Origin of the sequence: Dietzia aurantiaca (genome assembly GCF_021033825.1) — a bacterium.
Classification (GTDB): Bacteria; Actinomycetota; Actinomycetes; order Mycobacteriales; family Mycobacteriaceae; genus Dietzia; species Dietzia aurantiaca.
The window spans coordinates 19,307-36,956 of record NZ_JAIFXZ010000018.1 but is presented as its reverse complement, the minus strand read 5'-3'; the positions used below and the strand labels follow the sequence as shown (position 1 = coordinate 36,956).

The following is a 17,650-nucleotide window of genomic DNA, read 5'->3' as shown; positions in this document are numbered from 1 at the left end:
GGCCCCGGCTGTGGAGCCGGGCAACTTCTTGTTGTTGTGTCACCAACAGTAGGTCTGTTTGAGTGACGTGTCAACAAGTGAGGTTGTGGTGTGTCTCACACGGTACGCGCGTCGGGCCCCGGTCTCAGCCCACGTGGCGCCGCAGAAAGTGGACGGCGTGCCGCACCGCGCGGTCGTGGCAGGGGCGCCCGGCGAACAGATCGAAGTGGTCGCCCGGGTAGTGCCGCACCTCGGCGCGCGCGGCGAACGCGGCCGTCGCGGCGGCGTGCGGCGGGGCGCTCCGGTCCAGGTCGGCGATCTGGACGAGCAGGGGGACGACGACGAGGTCGTCCGCATGCCGGGCGGGCCGGAACGAGCCCAACTCGGTGCCGATCGAGGCGCCCACCTCGTTGCGCCACGTAGAGCCCGCGACGGACGTGTAGGCCTCCTCGTAACCCTCGAGGGAGAGCAGCGCGGTCGAGCCGGGCGGGCCGGCCAGCGGGACCATGGGTTCGGGGCGGCCCGTCGCGGCGACGGCCTTCGCGGCGAGCGCGGTGCCCGTGGCCCGCAGGAGGGCGGTGGGCTTGTGTTGCCTCGCGGCCGCCATGGCCGCGGCACGGCCGTCGACCAGCGGGATCATGGAGATCACCGCGGCGATGTCCTCGCGTCCGCGGGCCACCTCGAGGACGTGCCCGCCGGCCAGCGAGCAGCCCCACAGCACGATCCGACCCGGGTCCACGCCGGGCCGGGCGGCCGCCGCGGCGATCGCGGCGCGGTAGTCCTCCTGCTGGCGTGCGGGGGAGACCACCTGGCGGGGCCCGCCGTCCGAGCGACCGAAGCCGCGGTAGTCAAAGGCGAGGGCTGCGTACCCGGCGGCGGCGAACGCCTCGGCGAACGGCATCAGCCCCGAGTCGGCGGTGCCGCCCAGGCCGTGGGCCAGCACGACGCAGGGGCGCGGGCCGTCGCCGGGTTCGGGACTGTCGTCGACCCGGCCGGCCGGAGCGGCGGCGGGCAGGGACCAGCCGCGGCAGTCCGCGGCTTCGCGGCCGGTGCCGGACCGGAACGTGACATCGACGGGGCTCGTCATTCGGCGCTCCCCGCGGTCAAGGCGGCATCCGTCGCGCCGGCGGGGTCGACGGCCGGATCGATACGGCCGTAGACGGTGCGGACCCACATGTCCGTGGTGATGGCCAGGAGCGCGTCCCGTGGCGCCCCCGGCTCGTAGACGACGCGCTCGAGGATCTGCTGGTTGAGCTGCATCAGGCCTTCGGCCAGGCTCTGGGCATCGGCACCGTCGGGGGCGCGGCCGGCTGCGCGTTCGGCGCGGATGAAGTCGGCGACCGGCGCGGCGTTATAGCGGCGTCCGGCGTCCCACATCTCGCGCGTCGGCTCGTGCTTGGTGCGCGCGGTGAGCAGGGCACGGTAGATGTGGTCGACCTCCAGCACGCGGTCGATGAGCCGGGTGAGCCCGGCGGTCACGCGTCGGCGGAAGTCGCCCTCGCCGCCCACGATGATGTCGATGGCCTCGCCGGCCTCCTTGTTCACCACCACCAGCAGCATGGACACCGCCGCGGCCTTGGAGTCGAAGTAGAAGTAGAACGCCGATCGGGTGATGCCCGCCGCCTCGGTGAGATCGGCTACCGAGATGTCGTCGAGCGCGGTGGTCTTCAGGCGCTCGTCGAGGGCGGAGAGGATGTCCTCCCGGCGCCGGTCGCCGCGGGGCGAGGTGCTGCCCGACGGGGCCGCGGGGCTCATGCCGTCACCCGCGTCTGGGCGGTGGCGCGGCGTGCCCGCGCGCGCTCGAGGCCGCGGGGGATCTCCGTGGTGCGCATGTCGTGTTCATACAGGAAGTAGTCGACCTGCTGCTGGTGCCGGGGGGTGTCCAGCATGTGGCCGATGTACTTCTTCTCGTCCTCCACGATCACGCGGCGCATCTCCTCGATATCCGGGGTGGCGTAGAGGCCGGCGGCCCACGCGGCCACCAGTCTGGCCTGCGCCTCGACGAACGGGAACAGGGTGGGCGTCGACTGGGCGAAGCCCACGAACACGAGGTCGTCGATGCCGGGGGAGAACATCCGCTTGTACAGCGGGATGTGGTTGTGGGCGTCCGCGCTGAGGAACTCGCGGTCGAAGAACGGGAACGTGGTGTTGTAGCCGGTGGCCTGGATCATCACGTCGAACTCTCCGCTGGTGCCGTCGGCGAAGTGCACGGTCCGGCCGTCCAGCCGTGCGATGTCCCCCTTGGCCACCACGTCGCCGGACCCCAACCTCAGGGGGAGCTCCACGGACTGGGTGGGGTGTGCCTCGAAGAACTGGTGGTTGGGGGCCGGCAGTCCGTACGACTCAGGTCGGCCCGCCGACATCGGCTGCATCTTCTGGATGATCTTGCGCTGCCACGAGTACGGCACGTACGGCAGCGTGGCGAAGTACTTGTCCGCCGGCTTGCCGGCGATGTACTTGGGCACGATCCACGCACTCGAGCGGGTGGACAGCACCACCTCGTTGCGCATCACCTTGGAGGAGAGCTCCACGGCGATGTCGGCGGCGCTGTTGCCGATCCCCACCACGAGGATCTTCTTGTCCATGAGGTGCAGGGGGTCCCACGGGTCGATGTAGGCGTGCGAGTGGATCATCTCGCCGGTGAACTCACCCGGGAAGTCGGCGAACCGTGGGTCCCAGTGGTGGCCGTTGCCCACCACCAACAGATCGAATCGTCGGGTCCCGGCCGGCTCGCCCGCCGCCGATCCGGTGCGCTCGAGCGTGAGCTCCCAGCCGCCCTCGGGCAGTCGCTCGGCGTGCTGCACGCGGGTCTCGAACTCGATGGACCCCCGCAGGTCGAAGGCGTCCGCGTAGTCGTCCAAGTACTGCTTGATCTGCGTGTGGTGCGGAAAGTCCGGGAACTCCTCCGGCATCGGGAAGTCGCGGAAGCTCAGCTGATGCTTGGAGGTGTCGATGTGCAGCGAGCGGTAGGCGCTCGAGCTGCCGTTGGGGTTGTCGAACGCCCAGTTGCCACCTATCCGGTCCGACGCCTCGAAGCACACGGCCTCGATCCCGTAGTCCTCGAGCATCTTCAGAGCGGTCAGCCCGCTGATGCCCGCACCGATCACGGCGACGGAAGGGGTGGATGTCATAGAAAACCTCTTCGGCAGGGACGCCCGAGCGCGAACAGTTGCCCGGAAACTATGGCATGCGTCACATTATGGCCCGTGGTTGACGAGCGTCAACAACCTACATTCTGCACGGGGCGACCTGGGGGCGCAGATGAAACACAGGCATCGGCGCCACGCGGCGGGCGGACCGGCGGCAGCAATCTGGTTGACGCGTCATCTAGAGTGTCGGTATGAACTCCTCCGCCTCCGCCCACGGCCCCGCCGGCACCACCTCGTCGTCGTCGTCTAACTCGGCCCCGGTGCCCCCCGCACACGGCGTCGCCCCGGGGCGCGTCGCCTTCGGTCTCGACACCTTCGGCGACATCACCGTCGACCGCGCCGGTCGACCCGTCCACCACGCACAGGTCCTGCGCGACGTGGTGGAGCAGGGCGTCCTCGCCGACCGGGTGGGCGTCGACGCGTTCGGGATCGGCGAGCACCACCGGCCCGACTTCGCCGTCTCCGCCCCCGACGTGGTGCTGGCCGGCATCGCCACCCGCACCGAGCGCATCACCCTCGGCTCGGCCGTGACCGTGCTGTCCAGCGACGACCCCATCCGCGTCTTCCAGCGCTTCTCCACCGTCGACGCCCTCTCGAACGGCCGTGCCGAGGTGGTGCTGGGCCGCGGTTCGTTCACCGAGTCGTTCCCGCTGTTCGGCCTCGACCTGCAGCAGTACGAGCAACTGTTCTCGGAGAAGCTCGACCTGTTTTCCGCGCTGCTGCCGGAGGGTCCTGTCACGTGGTCCGGCGAGCTGCGTCCGCCGCTGGTGAAACAGCACGTCTACCCCAAGACCGAGGGCGGGCTCGCCTCCTGGATCGCGGTGGGCGGCAGCCCCGAGTCGGTCGTGCGCGCGGCCCGCTACCGGCAGCCGCTCATGCTGGCGATCATTGGTGGCCCCGCCGGCCGGTTCGCGCCGTTCGCCGACCTGTACCGCGAGGCGAACGCGCAGCTCGCCGGCTCGGAGGCTCCGCGCCTGCCGATCGCCGTCCACTCGCCCGGCTTCATCGCCGAGACCGACGCCAAGGCCGCCGAACTTGCGATGCCGCACTGGCTGACCAACCGCAACCAGATCGGGCGCGAGCGCGGCTGGGGCGACGCGACCGAGGCCGACTTCCACCGCGAGGCCCGCTCCGGCGCCATGTACGTCGGCTCGCCCGAGACGGTGGCGCAGAAGATCGCCACCACCGTGCGCACCCTCGGCCTGGACCGCTTCGACCTCAAGTACGCCTCCGGGCCCACTCCGCACGACGATCTCATGACCTCCATCGACCTCTACGGACGTAAAGTCATCCCCCGCGTGCGGGAGCTTCTGACTGAGGCCGGGTTCACACCCGGGGTACCCCAGGCCGTCTCGAGGCTCTGACGGGTTTACGGTGTGCGCATGCTGTTCGCGTTCTCCGTAGCCCCTACCACGACCGCTGACGAGACCGCCTCCATGAGTGAGGCGGTCGCCGAGGCCGTGCGCGTCGTCCGCGACTCGGGCCTGCCCCACGAGACCACCTCGATGTTCACCACCATCGAGGGCGAATGGGACGAGGTCATGCCGGTGATCCGCGCCGCGACCGACGCCGTCCTGGCCGTCTCGCCGCGGGTCAGCCTGGTGCTCAAGGCGGACCTGCGGCCGGGGCGCAGCGGGGAGATCGCGGGCAAGGTCGAGAGGGTCGAGCGTCGGCTCGCGGGCTCGGACGACGCCTCCGGGGGTGGCGGGGCTTCCGGGTCCGACGACGACGAGGCAGCCCGCCGATGACCACCGGTGGCTCCGCCGAGCACTCGTTCGGGCAATCGTCCGCGCAGTCGCCCGACGCTGCTGACCAGCGCGCTGTGGGTGAGGTGGCGTCCGAGACGGGTGCGCGGCGCAGGCGGAGTGGGCAGACCATCGCGTACACGGTGACCACGCTGGCCGGCGGGATAGGTGCGCTGGTCGTGCTCGGTGGCACGGTGTTCTCGGAGGACGCGTCAGTGGTCGATTTCCTGCTGTGGGGTGCGCTCGCGGCGTTGCTCTTCGCCTCGGCCGCCCACCAGTGGTGGTTCGCCGGTGCCGCCGAAGATCGTTCGCAGCGCATCGTCGCCGGCATCTCGTCCGCGGAGGTGGAAGCCACCGCGCAGCAGGCGGCAGGAGAAGTCGACACCGTCCGCCGGCTGCGGGTGGCGCATCCGGGCCTGGGCCTGCGTGACGCCTACGAGCTCACGCAGGCGCACAAGCAGGGAGACAAGCAGGAGCAGCCGCGCGATAACGCCTGATCCGCCGGGCCGGCCGGGTCAACTGCAGCACTCGGCCAGCGGCCCTCGGTCGTCAACAGCCGCCTGCCCCGCCGAGTGCCTGCGACACCAGCGCGTGCGTACGCGGGTCCACCGACATCCCGGCATGGGTCGTCGGCCCGCCGCCGCACGCGTCCTCGGAGACAACGGTCCGGACGCCCGGTCCGACGACGAAGCTGCGCTCGGGCGGCAGCAGCTCGTCGCCGCGGGTCGCGATGATCGTGTAGTCGACCCCCGGCAGATACGGGCTGCCCTCGAGGCCGTTCCACGCCACGAGCATCGGGCTGTGCGGCGCCAGCTCGGCGAGTCCGCGCAGGTTGGCGGCCCACAGCCCGGCGACGGCGGCCTCGGACGGGAGGCCGTCGGGGACGAGCCCGCCATGGTTGCCACCCCAGAACCCGCCGACCGACACCACGCGCCCGACAGCACCCGGCCGCAGCATCTTGGTCGTGTAGCCGGCGATCGCCGCGCCCTGCGAGTAACCCACCAGGTCGACCTGCTCGGCCCCGGTCACCGCCCGGACGTGGTCGATCACCCCGGCGAGCTGCGGGCCGGAGGCGCCGACGATCGAGTCGAGCCCGCCCCGCTCCGGCTTGGCGGCGTAGGCGCCGAGCGTCGGGGCGATCACGCAGAAGCCCTGCTGTTGCAGCGGCACGCCGAAACGCGGCATGGTGTTGGGGCCGTTGTCGAAGGTGCCGTGCACGAGGATGACCGGCCGCGGATGCGCGGGCGTCGGCCGGCAGTTGACCGGCGTGTCCACGACGGCGGGCGGGCCCGGGGCGCCGAGCGGGCCGTTGGCGCCGTTGAGGGCAGCGGTCACGTGGTGGCCGAACTCCTCGGACTCCTCGAGCGCGCGCACCTGTTCCCCGATCGCACCTTCCTCCAACGATTGCGCGGCCGCGGCGCCCACCCCAGGCCCGGCCACGAGCGGGATCGCGAGCGCGGCGGCGGTGATCAGACCGGCCAGCCGGGAGCGAGAGGGATGCGAGGCGCAACGGCGGGGGAACAACATGACGGCTCCGAGGGGGGAGAAGTGAGGCTGAGCACAGTATGCGAGCCGCTCGCGCGAAAGTGAACAGGCGCGGCCTGAGAATCTGCCCCGGTCGAGCGGCCACCCGTCGCTTCCCCTCGCGCCCGCTCTGCCTTCGGACACCCCGCCACCTCACGGAAATGCCGCCGGCCGCGACTACCTCGTGAACGGCCCCGCGCGGGCCACCGGACGAGGAGGGGAGAATCGGGCCCATGAGGTCAGCCTTCGACGCGGCGGTACAGCGCCACGGCCCCACCGTCCTGCGGGTCTGCCGCGCGGTACTGGGCCCCGGCGCCGACGCCGACGACGCCTGGTCCGAGACCTTCCTCTCGGCACTGCGCGCGTGGCCGGACCTGCCGGAGGACACGAACGTCGAGGCCTGGCTGGTCCGGGTCGCGCACCGACGGGCCGTGGATGTCGTCCGCGCATCCGCGCGCGCGGATGCCCCGGGTGGAGTCGCCGACGACCTCGCGCTCCTCGACGCGCGTGGCGTGGGAGGAAATGACGACGACGACAACCCCGCCGCCACCGTCGACGATCACGAGATCTGGACCATCGTCTCGGCCCTGCCGGCCCGGCAGCGGGTCTGTGTGGCCTACCGGTATCTGGGCGGTCTCCGGTATTCCGAGATAGCGGCATTGACGGGGGGTTCGGAGGCGGCGGCCAGGCGCGCCGCCTCGGACGGGGTGGCCGCCCTGCGCAGGATGATGGTGAAGGAGCAGGAATCATGACCGATCACGACACCGACCGCACGGCCGGGCGCACAGTCGAGCGCCTGCGGGGCGCCCCCGCCGACATCGCCGGCCTGCGCGATCGGCTGGCCGCCGAGGCCGTGCGCGGTGACCTGGTGGATGTGGCCTACCGGGTGGTCGACTCGCCGATCGGCGGGCTCCTCCTGGCGGCGACCACCGACGGTCTGGTCTACGTGGCGTTCGAGGTCGAGAACACCGACGACGTCCTCGACATGCTCGCGACCCGCGTGGGTCCCCGCGTGCTGCGTACCGACGCGCCGGGCGCGGACGGCTTCCCGGCGGTCCTCGACGCGGCCGCGGCCCAGCTCGACGAGTACCTCACCGGCGACCGCCGCGACTTCGACCTGCCTCTGGACACCCGCCTGGCCACCGGCTTCCGCGGGCAGGTGCAACGTCACCTCGCCGACGTCACCTACGGCCGGACCGCCACCTACAAGCAGCTCGCAGCGGAACTCGACCGGCCCGGCGCGGTCCGGGCGGTGGGCACCGCGTGCGCCACCAACCCGCTCCCGCTCGTGTGGCCGTGCCACCGGATCCTGCGGTCCGACGGCGGGCTCGGCGGGTACCGCGGCGGCGTCGAGGCGAAGCAGCGGCTCCTCGCGATGGAATCGGCCGCGTGACCGCTGCAGCCGTGACCGCGCTGTTCGCGGTGTGGGTGGTGGCCGTCATCTCGCCGGGGCCCGACGTCGTCGTCGTCCTCCAGCGATCCCTCACCGGGCGGCGACAGGGGGTGGCCACCGCGGTGGGCATCGTCGCCGGACTGTCGGTGTGGCTCGTGGCCGCGTTCGCCGGCGTCGCGGCGCTCGTTCGCGTGTACCCGCAGGTCATGGTCGCGCTCCAGGTCGCCGGCGGACTGCTGTTGGCCACCCTCGGCGTGCTCGGACTGCGCGGCTGGTGGCGATCTCGCGCGACCCCGCCCGCGCCAGCCCAACCCGCCCCGCCCGCGCCGTCCGCGCCCGATCTGCTGCCGCGGGCCGACTTCATGCGCGGACTGCTCACCAACCTCGCCAATCCCAAGGCGCTCGTGTTCTTCGGCGCCGTGCTCACGCCGTTCTTGAGTGGCGAGGTCTCGGTGGTGGCGTCGGTGGGGATCGTCGCGGGGCTGATCGCCGTCGCGCTGGCCTGGTTCGGCGGGCTCGCGCTGGTCGCGTCGCACCGGGTGGTCAACGAGCGTGTGGGGCGGCTACTCCCGTGGGTCGACCTCGTGGCCAGCGTGCTGTTCGTCGGCGTGGGGGTGGCCTTCGTGGTCGCCGCGCTCGCCTGACCGGGAGGCGGGCTAAGTTCTCCTGCATGGATTCTCACGTCGACCACCGCAGCTGGCTGCGCGCAGCCCTCGCGGTGTTCGCCGTGGGGTGGGGCGCCAACCAGTTCGCGCCGCTGCTGTTCCTGTACCGCACCGACCAGGGGCTCTCGCAGTCCGACGTCACCGCGATGTTCAGCGTGTACATCGTCGGCCTGCTGCCCACGCTGCTGGTGGCGGGACGCTGGTCGGACCGCAACGGGCGGCGCGTGCTCATGCGTCCGGTGCTGGTGCTGTCGCTGGTCGCGACCTCCTGCATGTTCTTCGGGCCCCAGGACCCGCTGTGGCTCTACGCCGGCCGGTTCCTGGCCGGGCTCGCCTCCGGCGCCGCGTTCGGGGCAGGCAGTGCCTGGGTGCGCGAGCTCTCCGCCGGGGACCCACCGGGCACGGGTGCGCGGCGGGCCGCCATCGCCCTGACGGGCGGGTTCGGGCTCGGCGGATTGGTCGCCGGGTTGATCGGCCAGTGGGTGCCCGCGCCGATGATCTCGCCGTACGTGCCGCACCTCGTCCTGGGGGCCGTCGCGCTGGTGGCGGCGTGGAACGCGGCCGACCCGTACCAGCCTTCGGGGCAGACCGCGTCGTCGCCGCTCCTCCCCGCCAGCGCCGGCCGGCGCCGCTTCCTGCTGGGCGTGGCGCCGTGGGCGTGGCTGGTGTTCGGCTGCGCCAGCATGTCGTTCGCGGTGCTGGCCGACCTGCTCGGCGGCGACGCCTGGGGCGTGCCCACCGCGTACGCGGGCGTGATGGTGGGCGTGACGCTGGGGTCCGGAGTGCTGATCCAGCCGGTGATCCGCCGACTCGCCGAGACCGCGCCCGCGTCCCGCCCGCCGATCGTCGGGCTTGCGGCCGCCTCGCTCGGTATGGCTGCCGGCGCGATCCTGGCCGCCGCTTCGGGTCTGCCGGGTCGTGCGCTGTGGCTGCTGCCCGTCGCGGTGCTGCTGGGCATCGGCTACGGAACGCTGCTGGTCGCGGGCCTGGTGGAGGTCGAATTGCAGGCCGGCCCGCGCGATCACGCCGGGCTCGTAGCCGTGTTCTACGTGATCGCCTACCTGGGGATGGGCACCCCGTACGTGCTCGCCGAGCTCTCGCGTTTCGGCGGGCCGGTGCCGTGGATCGCCGCGATCGCGGTGGTGTGCGCGCTGCTGATCCCGCTGACGGCCCGCCAACTCCGCTGACCGCCGGTCCCGGTGCACCCCGCCGCCTCGCCACCTCATTGATAAGAGCGTTCGGCGCAGGTGCTTCTGGCAAAACGTGTGCCGAACACTCTTGAGGAGGAAAGGGGCCGGTCAGCCGGAGTTGCGTAGCGCCGTGGCCAGGCCGTTCATGGTGAGCTGGATGCCGGTGCGGACCTTCGGATCCTCGTCCCCGGAGCGGTAGCGGCGCAGCAACTCGACCTGCAGGACGTTGAGCGGCTCGAGGTACGGGAAGCGGTTGCGGACGGACCGGGCGAGCGCCGGGTTGTCGTCGAGCAGCGTCTCGTGGCCGGTCACCGACAGCAGCATCTCGCGCGCCAGGTCGAACTCCTCGGAGATGACGCCATGGATGCGCCGGCCCACCTCGGCGTCGGGAACCAGCGAGGCGTAGCGGCCCGCGAGATCCATGTCGGCCTTGGCCATCACCTGCGCCATGTTCGACAGCGTGGTGCGCAGGAACGGCCAGTCGGCGTAGAGCCGCCGCAGCGTGGCGAGCCGCTCCTCGGGTGAGGAGTCGGCAAAGGAGCCGGCAGAGGCGCCGACCGCGCTACCCGCCGAGCCGTCGCCGTCGACCCAGCGGCGCAGCGCCGTGCCCACCCCGAACCAACCGGGCAGCATCACCCGCGACTGCGACCACGACAGCACCCACGGAATCGCCCGCAGGTCCTCGACCCCGGCGGTCTGCTTCCGGGACGTGGGCCGGGACCCGATGTTGAGCTCCCCGATCTCGCTGACCGGAGTCGAGGTGGTGAAGTACTCGATGAACCCGGGGTCGGAGTGAACCAGCGACGCGTACGCCTCGCGCCCGAGCCGCGCGAGCTCACCCATCACCCCATAGGCCTCGCCGGCGTCCTCGCCGAGCCCTTCGACGTCCAGCAGCGAGGCCTCGAGCGTGGCCGCGACCAGCGCTTCCAGGTTCCGGCGCGCGCGCTGCGGCTCGGAGTACTTGGCAGAGATGACCTCGCCCTGCTCGGTGATCCGCAGCGCCCCCTGCACCGCGCCGGGCGGCTGGGCGAGGATCGCGTCGTAGGAGTTGCCACCGCCCCGGCCCACAGCGCCGCCGCGGCCGTGGAAGTAGCGCAGGTGCACGCCGGCGCGGTCCGCGATCTCGGCGAGATCGCGTTCGGCCTCATACAGCGCCCAGTTCGCGGCCAGGTAGCCGCCGTCCTTGTTGGAGTCCGAGTAGCCGAGCATCACCTCGAGCACGTCGCCCTGCCCGCGCACGAGAGCCCGGAACTGCGGGATCGCCAGCGCCGCGTCGAGGATTCCGGGCCCGGCCGCCAGGTCGTCGATGGTCTCGAGCAGAGGGATGAGCCGCACGTCCGACCGCGGCTCGGCCGGATCGCCCGAGAACAGTCCCACCTCGCGCAGCAGGATCGCGGGCTCGAGCAGGTCCGACACGGACCCGCACATCGACACGATGTAGTGCGGCACCACCTCGGGTCCGAGCAGGTCCACGGCCGCGGCCGCCGCCCGCATGACGCCCAGCTCGCGCGCCGCCGTCTCGGACAGCTCCGCGCGCGGCCCGAGCAGCGGCCGGTCGTGCGACAGCTCGGTCAGCAGCAGCTCCACGCGCGCGTCCTCGTCGAGCGCCGCGTAGTCCTCGGTCACGCCGGCCAGCGCGAACAGCTCGCCGAGCAGTTCCTCGTGCGACTCCGAGTTCTGCCGCATGTCCAGCGCCTGCAGGTGGAACCCGAACGTGCGCAGCGCCCACCGCAGGTCACGCAGGCGCGGCGTCCGCAGCAGGTCGCCGCCGACCTCACCGAGCGCGGCGTCGATCACGTCGAGGTCCGCCAGCATCTGCGCGGGGGAGGAGTACGGGCCCGGGGTGGAGGCCTCGTCGTCGCCGCCACCGGCCGCACCCACCGCCCCGGGCGATGATCCCGACGACGACAACGACCTCTCCCGCGCCGCGAGCCGACGCCGGACCACCCGCACGGCGCGGCGGAACGGGACGTCCTCGCGCGCCCCGGCTCCCGGCTCGTCGGCCTCCGCGAGGGAGTCCGCGAGGTCTCGCAGCTCGGCGGGCACCTCCACCAGGCGCCGCGAGAGGGACAGTTCCTGCTCGAGCAGTCTCAGCTGGTCGGCGTAGTGCCGGTGCAGCAGCGCGGCGGCCTGGCCGGTGGCGAAGCGCACCACGTCCCCGGTGACGTACGGGTTGCCGTCGCGGTCCCCGCCGATCCACGAGCCGGGGCGCACCATGGGCCGGTCGCCGCAGCCCAGCCGTTCGGCGATCTCCGCGTTGAGCGGCGGGATCACGTCCATGAGCGTGGCCTCGTGGTACTGCAGTCCGCCCAGGACCTCGTCCTCGATGCGGGGCCGTTCGCTGCGGATGATGGCCGTCTGCCACAGGGTGAGCACCTGGCGGCGGATGTCGAGTTCGATCGCCTCGATCTCCGCCTCCGACACCCGGTCGGCGGGACCGGTGCGCAGGGCGTCGCGGCGGCGCATGAGATCGAGTATCCGCCGGGTGACCTGGAAGACCGTCCGGCGGCGCGTCTCGGTGGGGTGGGCGGTGAGCACGGGCGCGACGCGGGCGGTGGCGCAGACGGCGGCCAGCCGCTCGGGATCGGGATCGGCGTCCGCCAGGCGGGCCCAGGTCGCGTCGAGATCGCCGTCCGGCGGGGGCTCACCGGCGGCGGTGTGGATCCGGCGGCGGCGCTCCTGGTGCAGGTCCTCGGCCACGTTGGCCAGGAGTGCGAACAGCGAGAACGCCCGGATCACCGGGATCACCCGATCGGTGGGCACGTCGGTGAACAGGGCGGACACCTCGTCGCGGTCGGCCTGCGAGCGGCGGACGGCGAACGCGGTGCGACGGGCGGTCTCCACCAGGTCGAAGACCTCGCGGCCCTCCTGCTCGCGAACGGTGTCGCCCAGCAGTGCGCCGAGGAACCGCACGTCGTCCCGCAACGGGGCGACGGCCCCCTCGAGCGGGTCGGGCCCGTCGGTCGTGACGGCCGGGGGCAGAACGGACTCGGACTGGGTGGGCTCGCTGTGGTCGGCCATGGCGCCAGGGTAGGCGCGGGGTATGACATCCGCGTGAATCCCCGGGTCATCCCTGATGCGGGCCCACCGCCCGGCGAGGACACTGGAGACATGACGCAGCAGCCCGGATTTCAGCAGTACGGCGAGCCCACCCCCGGCGGCCCCTACGGCCACCAGCCGGGCCAGCCCGTCCCGGTCGACTCCGAACACCGCACCGCCGCGGCCCTCGCACACGCCTCCAGCCTCATCGCCATGGTGATCTCGGCCGGGTGGCTGTCCTTCGTCGGCCCGCTCGTGATGTGGCTGATCTACAAGGACCGCAGCCCGTTCGTCCGCCAGGCCGCCGCGGGCTCGTTCAACTTCAACCTCGGCCTGTGGCTGATGAGCATCGTCGGCTGGATCTTCATCATCACGGTCATCGGCATCCCGATCGGCCTGATCCTGCTCGCGGTGTCCTTCCTCGGCCAGATAATCGGCCACGTGATCGGCACTCTCCGTGCGACCAAGGGCGAGACGATGAACTACCCGTTCCAGCTCAAGGTGCTGCGCTGAGCCGCTCCCAGCCCTGACCGCGCCCTCTGACTCAGCCCAGCGCAACGTGCCGGATCGGCCCGTGCAGTGAGGAGACCAGCAGGTCGCCCGGCCCGAAGTCGCCGAACCCGTCGGCCACCAGCACGCTCGTCGCCCGCGGGATCCCGCCGACCAGCACGCACGCCTCGCCGCTGGCCCGGTCGATCCGGTACACCTCGCCGGAGGACCACGAGGTCACGAACAGTGCCTCGGCGGTGATGTCGAGATCGTCGAGCCCCCGCGGAGTGGTGGGCGGCGCGGTCAGCTCGGTGGTGGTCCACTCGCCCGGCCGGTCCAGCGGGACGGCGTGCACCACGGTCCGGTCGGTGGACTGCGTGACATACGCGGTGTCGCCCTCGATCGCGATCCCGTTGGACACCCCGAGCGTGGCGGCCCGCGACCAGTCGTGGTCCACTTCGCCGTCCGGACCGACCCTGGTCAGCCCGGTGTCCTCAAGGCTCGTGAGGTAGCGGTTGCCGTCTGAATCCACGGCCAGCCCGTTCTTCCGGTTCTCCAGCCGGGCCTCGATGCGCGCCTCCGGCCGCTCCGCCCCGGGGTCGAAGGTGACGAGATCGGAGCGGTCGGCGAGATAGCCGGTCCCGGCCGCGACGTGCATGCGCCCGTCGGGGCCCGGGGCGATTCCCCCGGGCGCGCGCACGGGGACGCTGGCGACCACCTCGCCGTCGTCGTCGTACGCGTCGACGCGGTCCAGGAACGTCTTCGACACCCACAGGCGTCCCCGGGCGTCGAACGCCATGTTCTCGGTCCAGCCCAGCACCGGCGGTGGGGTGGCGCCGAACGTCATCACGCGCGGCGTGGGGCCCTCACACGCGCCGATCGGGGCCCCGGCGGAGTCCGAGGACGTCCCCAGGTCGAACGCCGCGTCCGACCCGGCGTCGAGCGCGGCGACCGAGCCCGCGTGGGAGCCCGACGGCACCGCCTCCACCGACCCCGACACGGGTGCGCCGACGGCCCCCAGCGAGGTGGCCGCGCCGACCACCGCCGAGCCGAGCGGATCGGCGGACGCGGCGCCGTGGGTGGCGGTCAGAGCGATGGTGGGGACGACGACGGCGACACCGAGGGCCGCGATCACCTGGCGGAGAGGCTGCATGGTCCTATCTTCACACCCCGCTCACTCACACGCCGGCGGGTCGGCGGCCGTGGGTCTCGTACTGGGCGAGCAGCTCGGCGCGGTCGGCGTCGGTCAGCAGGCGGTACCCACCGGAAGGATCCCGCAGGTAGACCTCGCCCGGCTCGGTCCAGGATTCGCGACGCAGGCTCGGCTTGGAGATCTTGCGGGTGGCGGTGACCGGCATCGCGCCGAGGATCCGCACGAAGCGGGGCGCCCACTTGGTGCCCATGTCGGGCTGGGTTCGGCAGAAGACGGTGAACGCGGCGGGGTCGAAGCGGGCACCGGGTTCGAGCTGGATCGCGGCCATCACCTGGTCTCCCGTGCGGGGGTCGGGCACGGGGTACACGGCCACCACGAGCACGCCGGGGAAGCGGTCGAGGATCCGCTCGATCGGGCCGGCGGAGAAGTTCTCGCTGTCCACGCGGATCTTGTCGCCGGAGCGGCCCGCGAAGTAGAAGTAGCCGTCCGGGTCCTTGTAGCCCAGGTCGCCGGAGTGGAAAACGTCGCCGATATTGCGCTCGGCGGTGGCCTCCGGGTTGCGGTAGTAGCCCTCGAACAGGGCTGCACCGCTGAGGTTGCAGATCTCGCCGATCGCCTCGGCCGCGTTGGCGAGCCCGCCGTCGGCGTCGAACCGCGCGGGCGGGCACTCGCGACCGTGGGAGTCGAGGATCGCGACGTCCATGTGCGCACCCGCGACCCCGAGCGCTCCCGGCGGGGTGCCGGGTGTCCGGGAGATCACCACGCCGCCCTCGCTGCTGCCGTAGGACTCGCCGGGAGTCACGCCGAACCGGCGGGCGAACTCGGCCCGGTCGTGCACGGAGGCCTCGGTGCCGAACACGATCCGCAGCGCCGTCTGCGCCTCCTCCGGCCGCTCGGGCTGGGCCAGCACATACGACAGGGAACGGCCGACGTAGTTGACGTAGGTGGCGCCGAAGCGCAGCACGTCCGGAAGGAATCCCGAGGCCGAGAACGTGCGGCGCATCGTGAACGTGCAGCCGACGTAGGCCGACGGCGCGAACGCGGCCATGAGGGCGTTGCCGTGGAACAGCGGCATCGCGTTGTAGGTGACGTCGCTGCGGACCAGCCCCCGGTAGTTGACCGTGCCGAGCATGGCCAGCCGCCCGGTCGAGCACATCACGGCCTTGGGCGCGCCCGTCGAGCCCGAGGTGAACAGCAGGGCCAGCAGCGTGTGCGGGTCGCGCGCGGCCTCGTCCAGGCGCGGCTCGGCCCCGGCGTGCGCGGCGAGCAGCTCCCGCCACCGCGCGGAATCCACTCCCACACTCCCGGCGCCACCGGTGTCCAGGCCGGTGAGCAGCGCGGCGCCGTCGTCGTCGGTGATTATCACGTCGCAGTCGACGCCCCGGATGTCCGAGGCGAGTTCCGCGCCGCGGCGCGTGGGGTTGATGCCGATGATCGTCACGCCCGCCATCGCGGCGCCGCACACCAGGAACAGGTACTCGGGCACGTTCTCCAGCAGGACGCCGAGATGCAGCCGGCGGTAACGCTCGGGCCGGTCGGCGTAGGAGCCGGCGTGCTTCCGCGACAGGGCGCGCAGGATCTCCGCGCGTACGGCGGCCTCGGCCACGAACTCGCGCCACGACCAGGACGAGTCTTCGAATCGCAGGCCCGGGTGGTCGTCGGTCGCGCGCTCGAGCAGGATGTCGCCGAACGTCGCGTGCGGCATGGCGTGTCCGGGGTTGAAGCGTCCGGGTGTGACAGCGGCGGGGCTCATGGACCGCGACAGTAGGCCATGGCGGGCCCGCGGGGCGACGGATCCCCCGTATTGCTGACACCCGTCAAGGTGCCTGGTGCGGCCTCGGCTCGGGGTGCCGGCCCGCCGATCGACGTGGATGATCCACCTCCGGCACCAAGTCGCCGCCGGGCGGCTTCGTGATCCGGTAAGAACAACGTGACGCGCCCGTTCGGGCGCGGCCCGGAGGGGGAAGGTCGAGACATGGTCGCGAAGCAGGACGGAAGCATCGGGATGGACGTCGGGGGTGGCGACGACGACACGGCGGTCCGCAGCCGGATCGAGGGCACTGACGGCGTGGTCACGTTGTCCGGCATCCACAACTTCCGCGACGTGGCCGGGCCCGGCTACCCGGTCGCGCCCTCCGGGGCCGGATCGCCGGGGGCCATGGCACGCGGGATCGTGTTCCGCTCGGCCGCGATCTCGGCCACGGACGGCGACGTGGACATCCTCGAGAGCCTCGACGTGACCACCATCGTGGACCTGCGGACCGAGGGCGAGGTGGCCCAGCAGCCGGACGTTCCGGTCCCGGGCGCGCGGAACGTGCAGATCGACATCCTGCAGGGCAACTCCACCGCGGCGACGCTCATGAACTCCGGGATCGTCACCGTCGAGGAGGCCCGCAGCGAGATGGCCCGCACCTACGAGCGGTTCGTCGTCGGCGACGACGAGCGCGCCGCGTTCGGGCGCGCGATCAGCGCCGTGGCCGCGTCCACGGGCACGTCGATCGTGCACTGCACCGCCGGCAAGGACCGGACGGGCTGGACCTCCGCGATCCTGCAGCTCCTCGCCGGGGTCTCCGAGGAAGATGTGGTGGCCGACTACCTGCTGACGCAGAACAACACCGCCGAGCTCACCGCCGCGATCATGCAGTACGTGCGGGTCAAGATGCCCCACCAGGCCGACGCGATCGAGGTGCTGATGGGGGTCGAGGAGGCCAACATCCGGCGCTCACTCGAGGCGCTCGCGAAGGAGTTCGGTGACATCCGCCGGTACCTCGTAGAGGGCGCCGGGATGGACGGCGAGGCGGTGGACGCCCTGGGGGCGCGCCTCAGGTCATGATGGCCAGGCCGCCGATCGCGCCGCCGAACGCCACCGCCTGCAGGGCCACGGCGATCACGCGGCCGAGTTCGGTGCCCGCGCGGGCGTGGACCCACGGCCCGGCCATGGTCACGGCGAAGATCAGGACGACAGCCACCACGGCCGCCAACGTGCCAGCCAGCCGCGACGCCACCAGGTAGACGGCACCGAGCCCGGCCAGACTGCCGAGTGCGGCGGCGCCCAGGGCGTGCAGCGGGGCCGGCAGGAGCGCCGCGTCAGTGCCCCCCGCGCTGCTGTGCGCGGCGGACCGGGTCGGCGCGGGATGCTCCCGGTCGGCGTGCTCGGCGTGCTCGGTGTCAGGCTGCGGGCCCTCCCACGCCTGCAGTGCCAGACGGTTACTCATACTTTTGACCCTACGTAGTTCTGTCGCGACGAACCTTCCACAATCCTGAAGATTGCAACCGGTGGGCGTCGCCGCAGGTCAGCGTGGCGATGTAGTCAGGAGATTTCGG

17 protein-coding genes are annotated in these 17,650 nt (G+C 72.1%); 9 read left to right on the top strand and 8 right to left on the bottom strand.

The genetic code is table 11. From position 1 onward, the window contains the following. Positions 1–124: 124 nt before the first annotated feature. The 3 genes from K3888_RS15795 to K3888_RS15785 are packed head-to-tail and all read right to left on the bottom strand — an operon-like array spanning position 125 to position 3,110. Positions 125–1,066, bottom strand: a complete 942-nt coding sequence (locus K3888_RS15795; protein WP_230931241.1) for an alpha/beta hydrolase — start codon at positions 1,064–1,066, stop codon at positions 125–127. Further along, positions 1,063–1,734 (bottom strand): TetR/AcrR family transcriptional regulator, encoded by a 672-nt coding sequence (locus K3888_RS15790; RefSeq protein ID WP_230931240.1) that lies wholly within the window; start codon positions 1,732–1,734, stop codon positions 1,063–1,065. Before K3888_RS15790 ends, K3888_RS15795 begins: the two co-directional genes overlap by 4 nt. After that, the gene (locus K3888_RS15785; protein ID WP_230931239.1) at positions 1,731–3,110 is read right to left on the bottom strand and encodes a flavin-containing monooxygenase; all 1,380 of its coding nucleotides are present in this window, start codon (positions 3,108–3,110) and stop codon (positions 1,731–1,733) included. The genes K3888_RS15790 and K3888_RS15785 overlap by 4 nt, the downstream gene beginning before the upstream one ends. A gap of 209 nt (positions 3,111–3,319) precedes the next feature. Between K3888_RS15785 and K3888_RS15780 the strand changes: the two genes are divergently transcribed. Genes K3888_RS15780 through K3888_RS15770 form a run of 3 tightly spaced genes read left to right on the top strand, consistent with a single transcriptional unit; the run spans position 3,320 to position 5,370 of the window. Further along, positions 3,320–4,492: an LLM class flavin-dependent oxidoreductase gene (locus K3888_RS15780; protein WP_230931238.1), complete on the top strand. Its 1,173-nt coding sequence runs from the start codon at positions 3,320–3,322 to the stop codon at positions 4,490–4,492. 18 nt (positions 4,493–4,510) lie between these two features. Further along, a complete protein-coding gene (locus tag K3888_RS15775; RefSeq protein ID WP_230931237.1) occupies positions 4,511–4,876 on the top strand; it encodes an MTH1187 family thiamine-binding protein in 366 nt (121 codons plus the stop codon). Further along, positions 4,873–5,370 (top strand): hypothetical protein, encoded by a 498-nt coding sequence (locus K3888_RS15770; protein WP_230931236.1) that lies wholly within the window; start codon positions 4,873–4,875, stop codon positions 5,368–5,370. The genes K3888_RS15775 and K3888_RS15770 overlap by 4 nt, the downstream gene beginning before the upstream one ends. Before the next feature lie 52 nt (positions 5,371–5,422). Here the strand turns inward: K3888_RS15770 and K3888_RS15765 are convergent, their stop codons facing one another. Next, on the bottom strand, positions 5,423–6,400 hold the full coding sequence (locus tag K3888_RS15765) for an esterase/lipase family protein (protein WP_230931235.1): 978 nt from the start codon (positions 6,398–6,400) through the stop codon (positions 5,423–5,425). Between the two features lie 230 nt (positions 6,401–6,630). Between K3888_RS15765 and K3888_RS15760 the strand changes: the two genes are divergently transcribed. Genes K3888_RS15760 through K3888_RS15745 form a run of 4 tightly spaced genes read left to right on the top strand, consistent with a single transcriptional unit; the run spans position 6,631 to position 9,642 of the window. Then, positions 6,631–7,149 (top strand): RNA polymerase sigma factor, encoded by a 519-nt coding sequence (locus tag K3888_RS15760; RefSeq protein WP_230931234.1) that lies wholly within the window; start codon positions 6,631–6,633, stop codon positions 7,147–7,149. Further along, positions 7,146–7,790, top strand: coding sequence for a methylated-DNA--[protein]-cysteine S-methyltransferase (locus tag K3888_RS15755; protein ID WP_230931233.1), 645 nt, complete (start codon positions 7,146–7,148; stop codon positions 7,788–7,790). Before K3888_RS15760 ends, K3888_RS15755 begins: the two co-directional genes overlap by 4 nt. Next, positions 7,787–8,434, top strand: coding sequence for a LysE family translocator (locus K3888_RS15750; protein WP_230931232.1), 648 nt, complete (start codon positions 7,787–7,789; stop codon positions 8,432–8,434). Before K3888_RS15755 ends, K3888_RS15750 begins: the two co-directional genes overlap by 4 nt. A 26-nt stretch (positions 8,435–8,460) precedes the next feature. Then, a complete protein-coding gene (locus K3888_RS15745) occupies positions 8,461–9,642 on the top strand; it encodes an MFS transporter (RefSeq protein ID WP_230931231.1) in 1,182 nt (393 codons plus the stop codon). Positions 9,643–9,753: 111 nt separating this feature from the next. Here the strand turns inward: K3888_RS15745 and ppc are convergent, their stop codons facing one another. Beyond that, positions 9,754–12,666: a phosphoenolpyruvate carboxylase gene (gene ppc / locus K3888_RS15740; RefSeq protein WP_230931230.1), complete on the bottom strand. Its 2,913-nt coding sequence runs from the start codon at positions 12,664–12,666 to the stop codon at positions 9,754–9,756. 90 nt (positions 12,667–12,756) lie between these two features. Between ppc and K3888_RS15735 the strand changes: the two genes are divergently transcribed. Continuing rightward, entirely contained in the window at positions 12,757–13,197 is a 441-nt protein-coding gene (locus tag K3888_RS15735; protein WP_230931229.1) for a DUF4870 domain-containing protein, read from the top strand. Between the two features lie 31 nt (positions 13,198–13,228). Here the strand turns inward: K3888_RS15735 and K3888_RS15730 are convergent, their stop codons facing one another. Both K3888_RS15730 and K3888_RS15725 read right to left on the bottom strand, forming a co-directional pair. Beyond that, the gene (locus tag K3888_RS15730; protein ID WP_230931228.1) at positions 13,229–14,326 is read right to left on the bottom strand and encodes an SMP-30/gluconolactonase/LRE family protein; all 1,098 of its coding nucleotides are present in this window, start codon (positions 14,324–14,326) and stop codon (positions 13,229–13,231) included. Positions 14,327–14,351: 25 nt separating this feature from the next. Next, positions 14,352–16,079, bottom strand: a complete 1,728-nt coding sequence (locus tag K3888_RS15725) for an AMP-binding protein (RefSeq protein WP_230931227.1) — start codon at positions 16,077–16,079, stop codon at positions 14,352–14,354. Between the two features lie 222 nt (positions 16,080–16,301). On the opposite strand from K3888_RS15725, the gene K3888_RS15720 reads away from it, so the two are divergent. Beyond that, entirely contained in the window at positions 16,302–17,159 is an 858-nt protein-coding gene (locus tag K3888_RS15720) for a tyrosine-protein phosphatase (protein ID WP_230931226.1), read from the top strand. Here K3888_RS15720 and K3888_RS15715 read toward each other — a convergent pair. Beyond that, positions 17,149–17,541, bottom strand: a complete 393-nt coding sequence (locus K3888_RS15715; RefSeq protein ID WP_230931225.1) for a hypothetical protein — start codon at positions 17,539–17,541, stop codon at positions 17,149–17,151. The two genes, K3888_RS15720 and K3888_RS15715, sit on opposite strands and share 11 nt — an antisense overlap. Positions 17,542–17,650 lie beyond the last annotated feature (109 nt).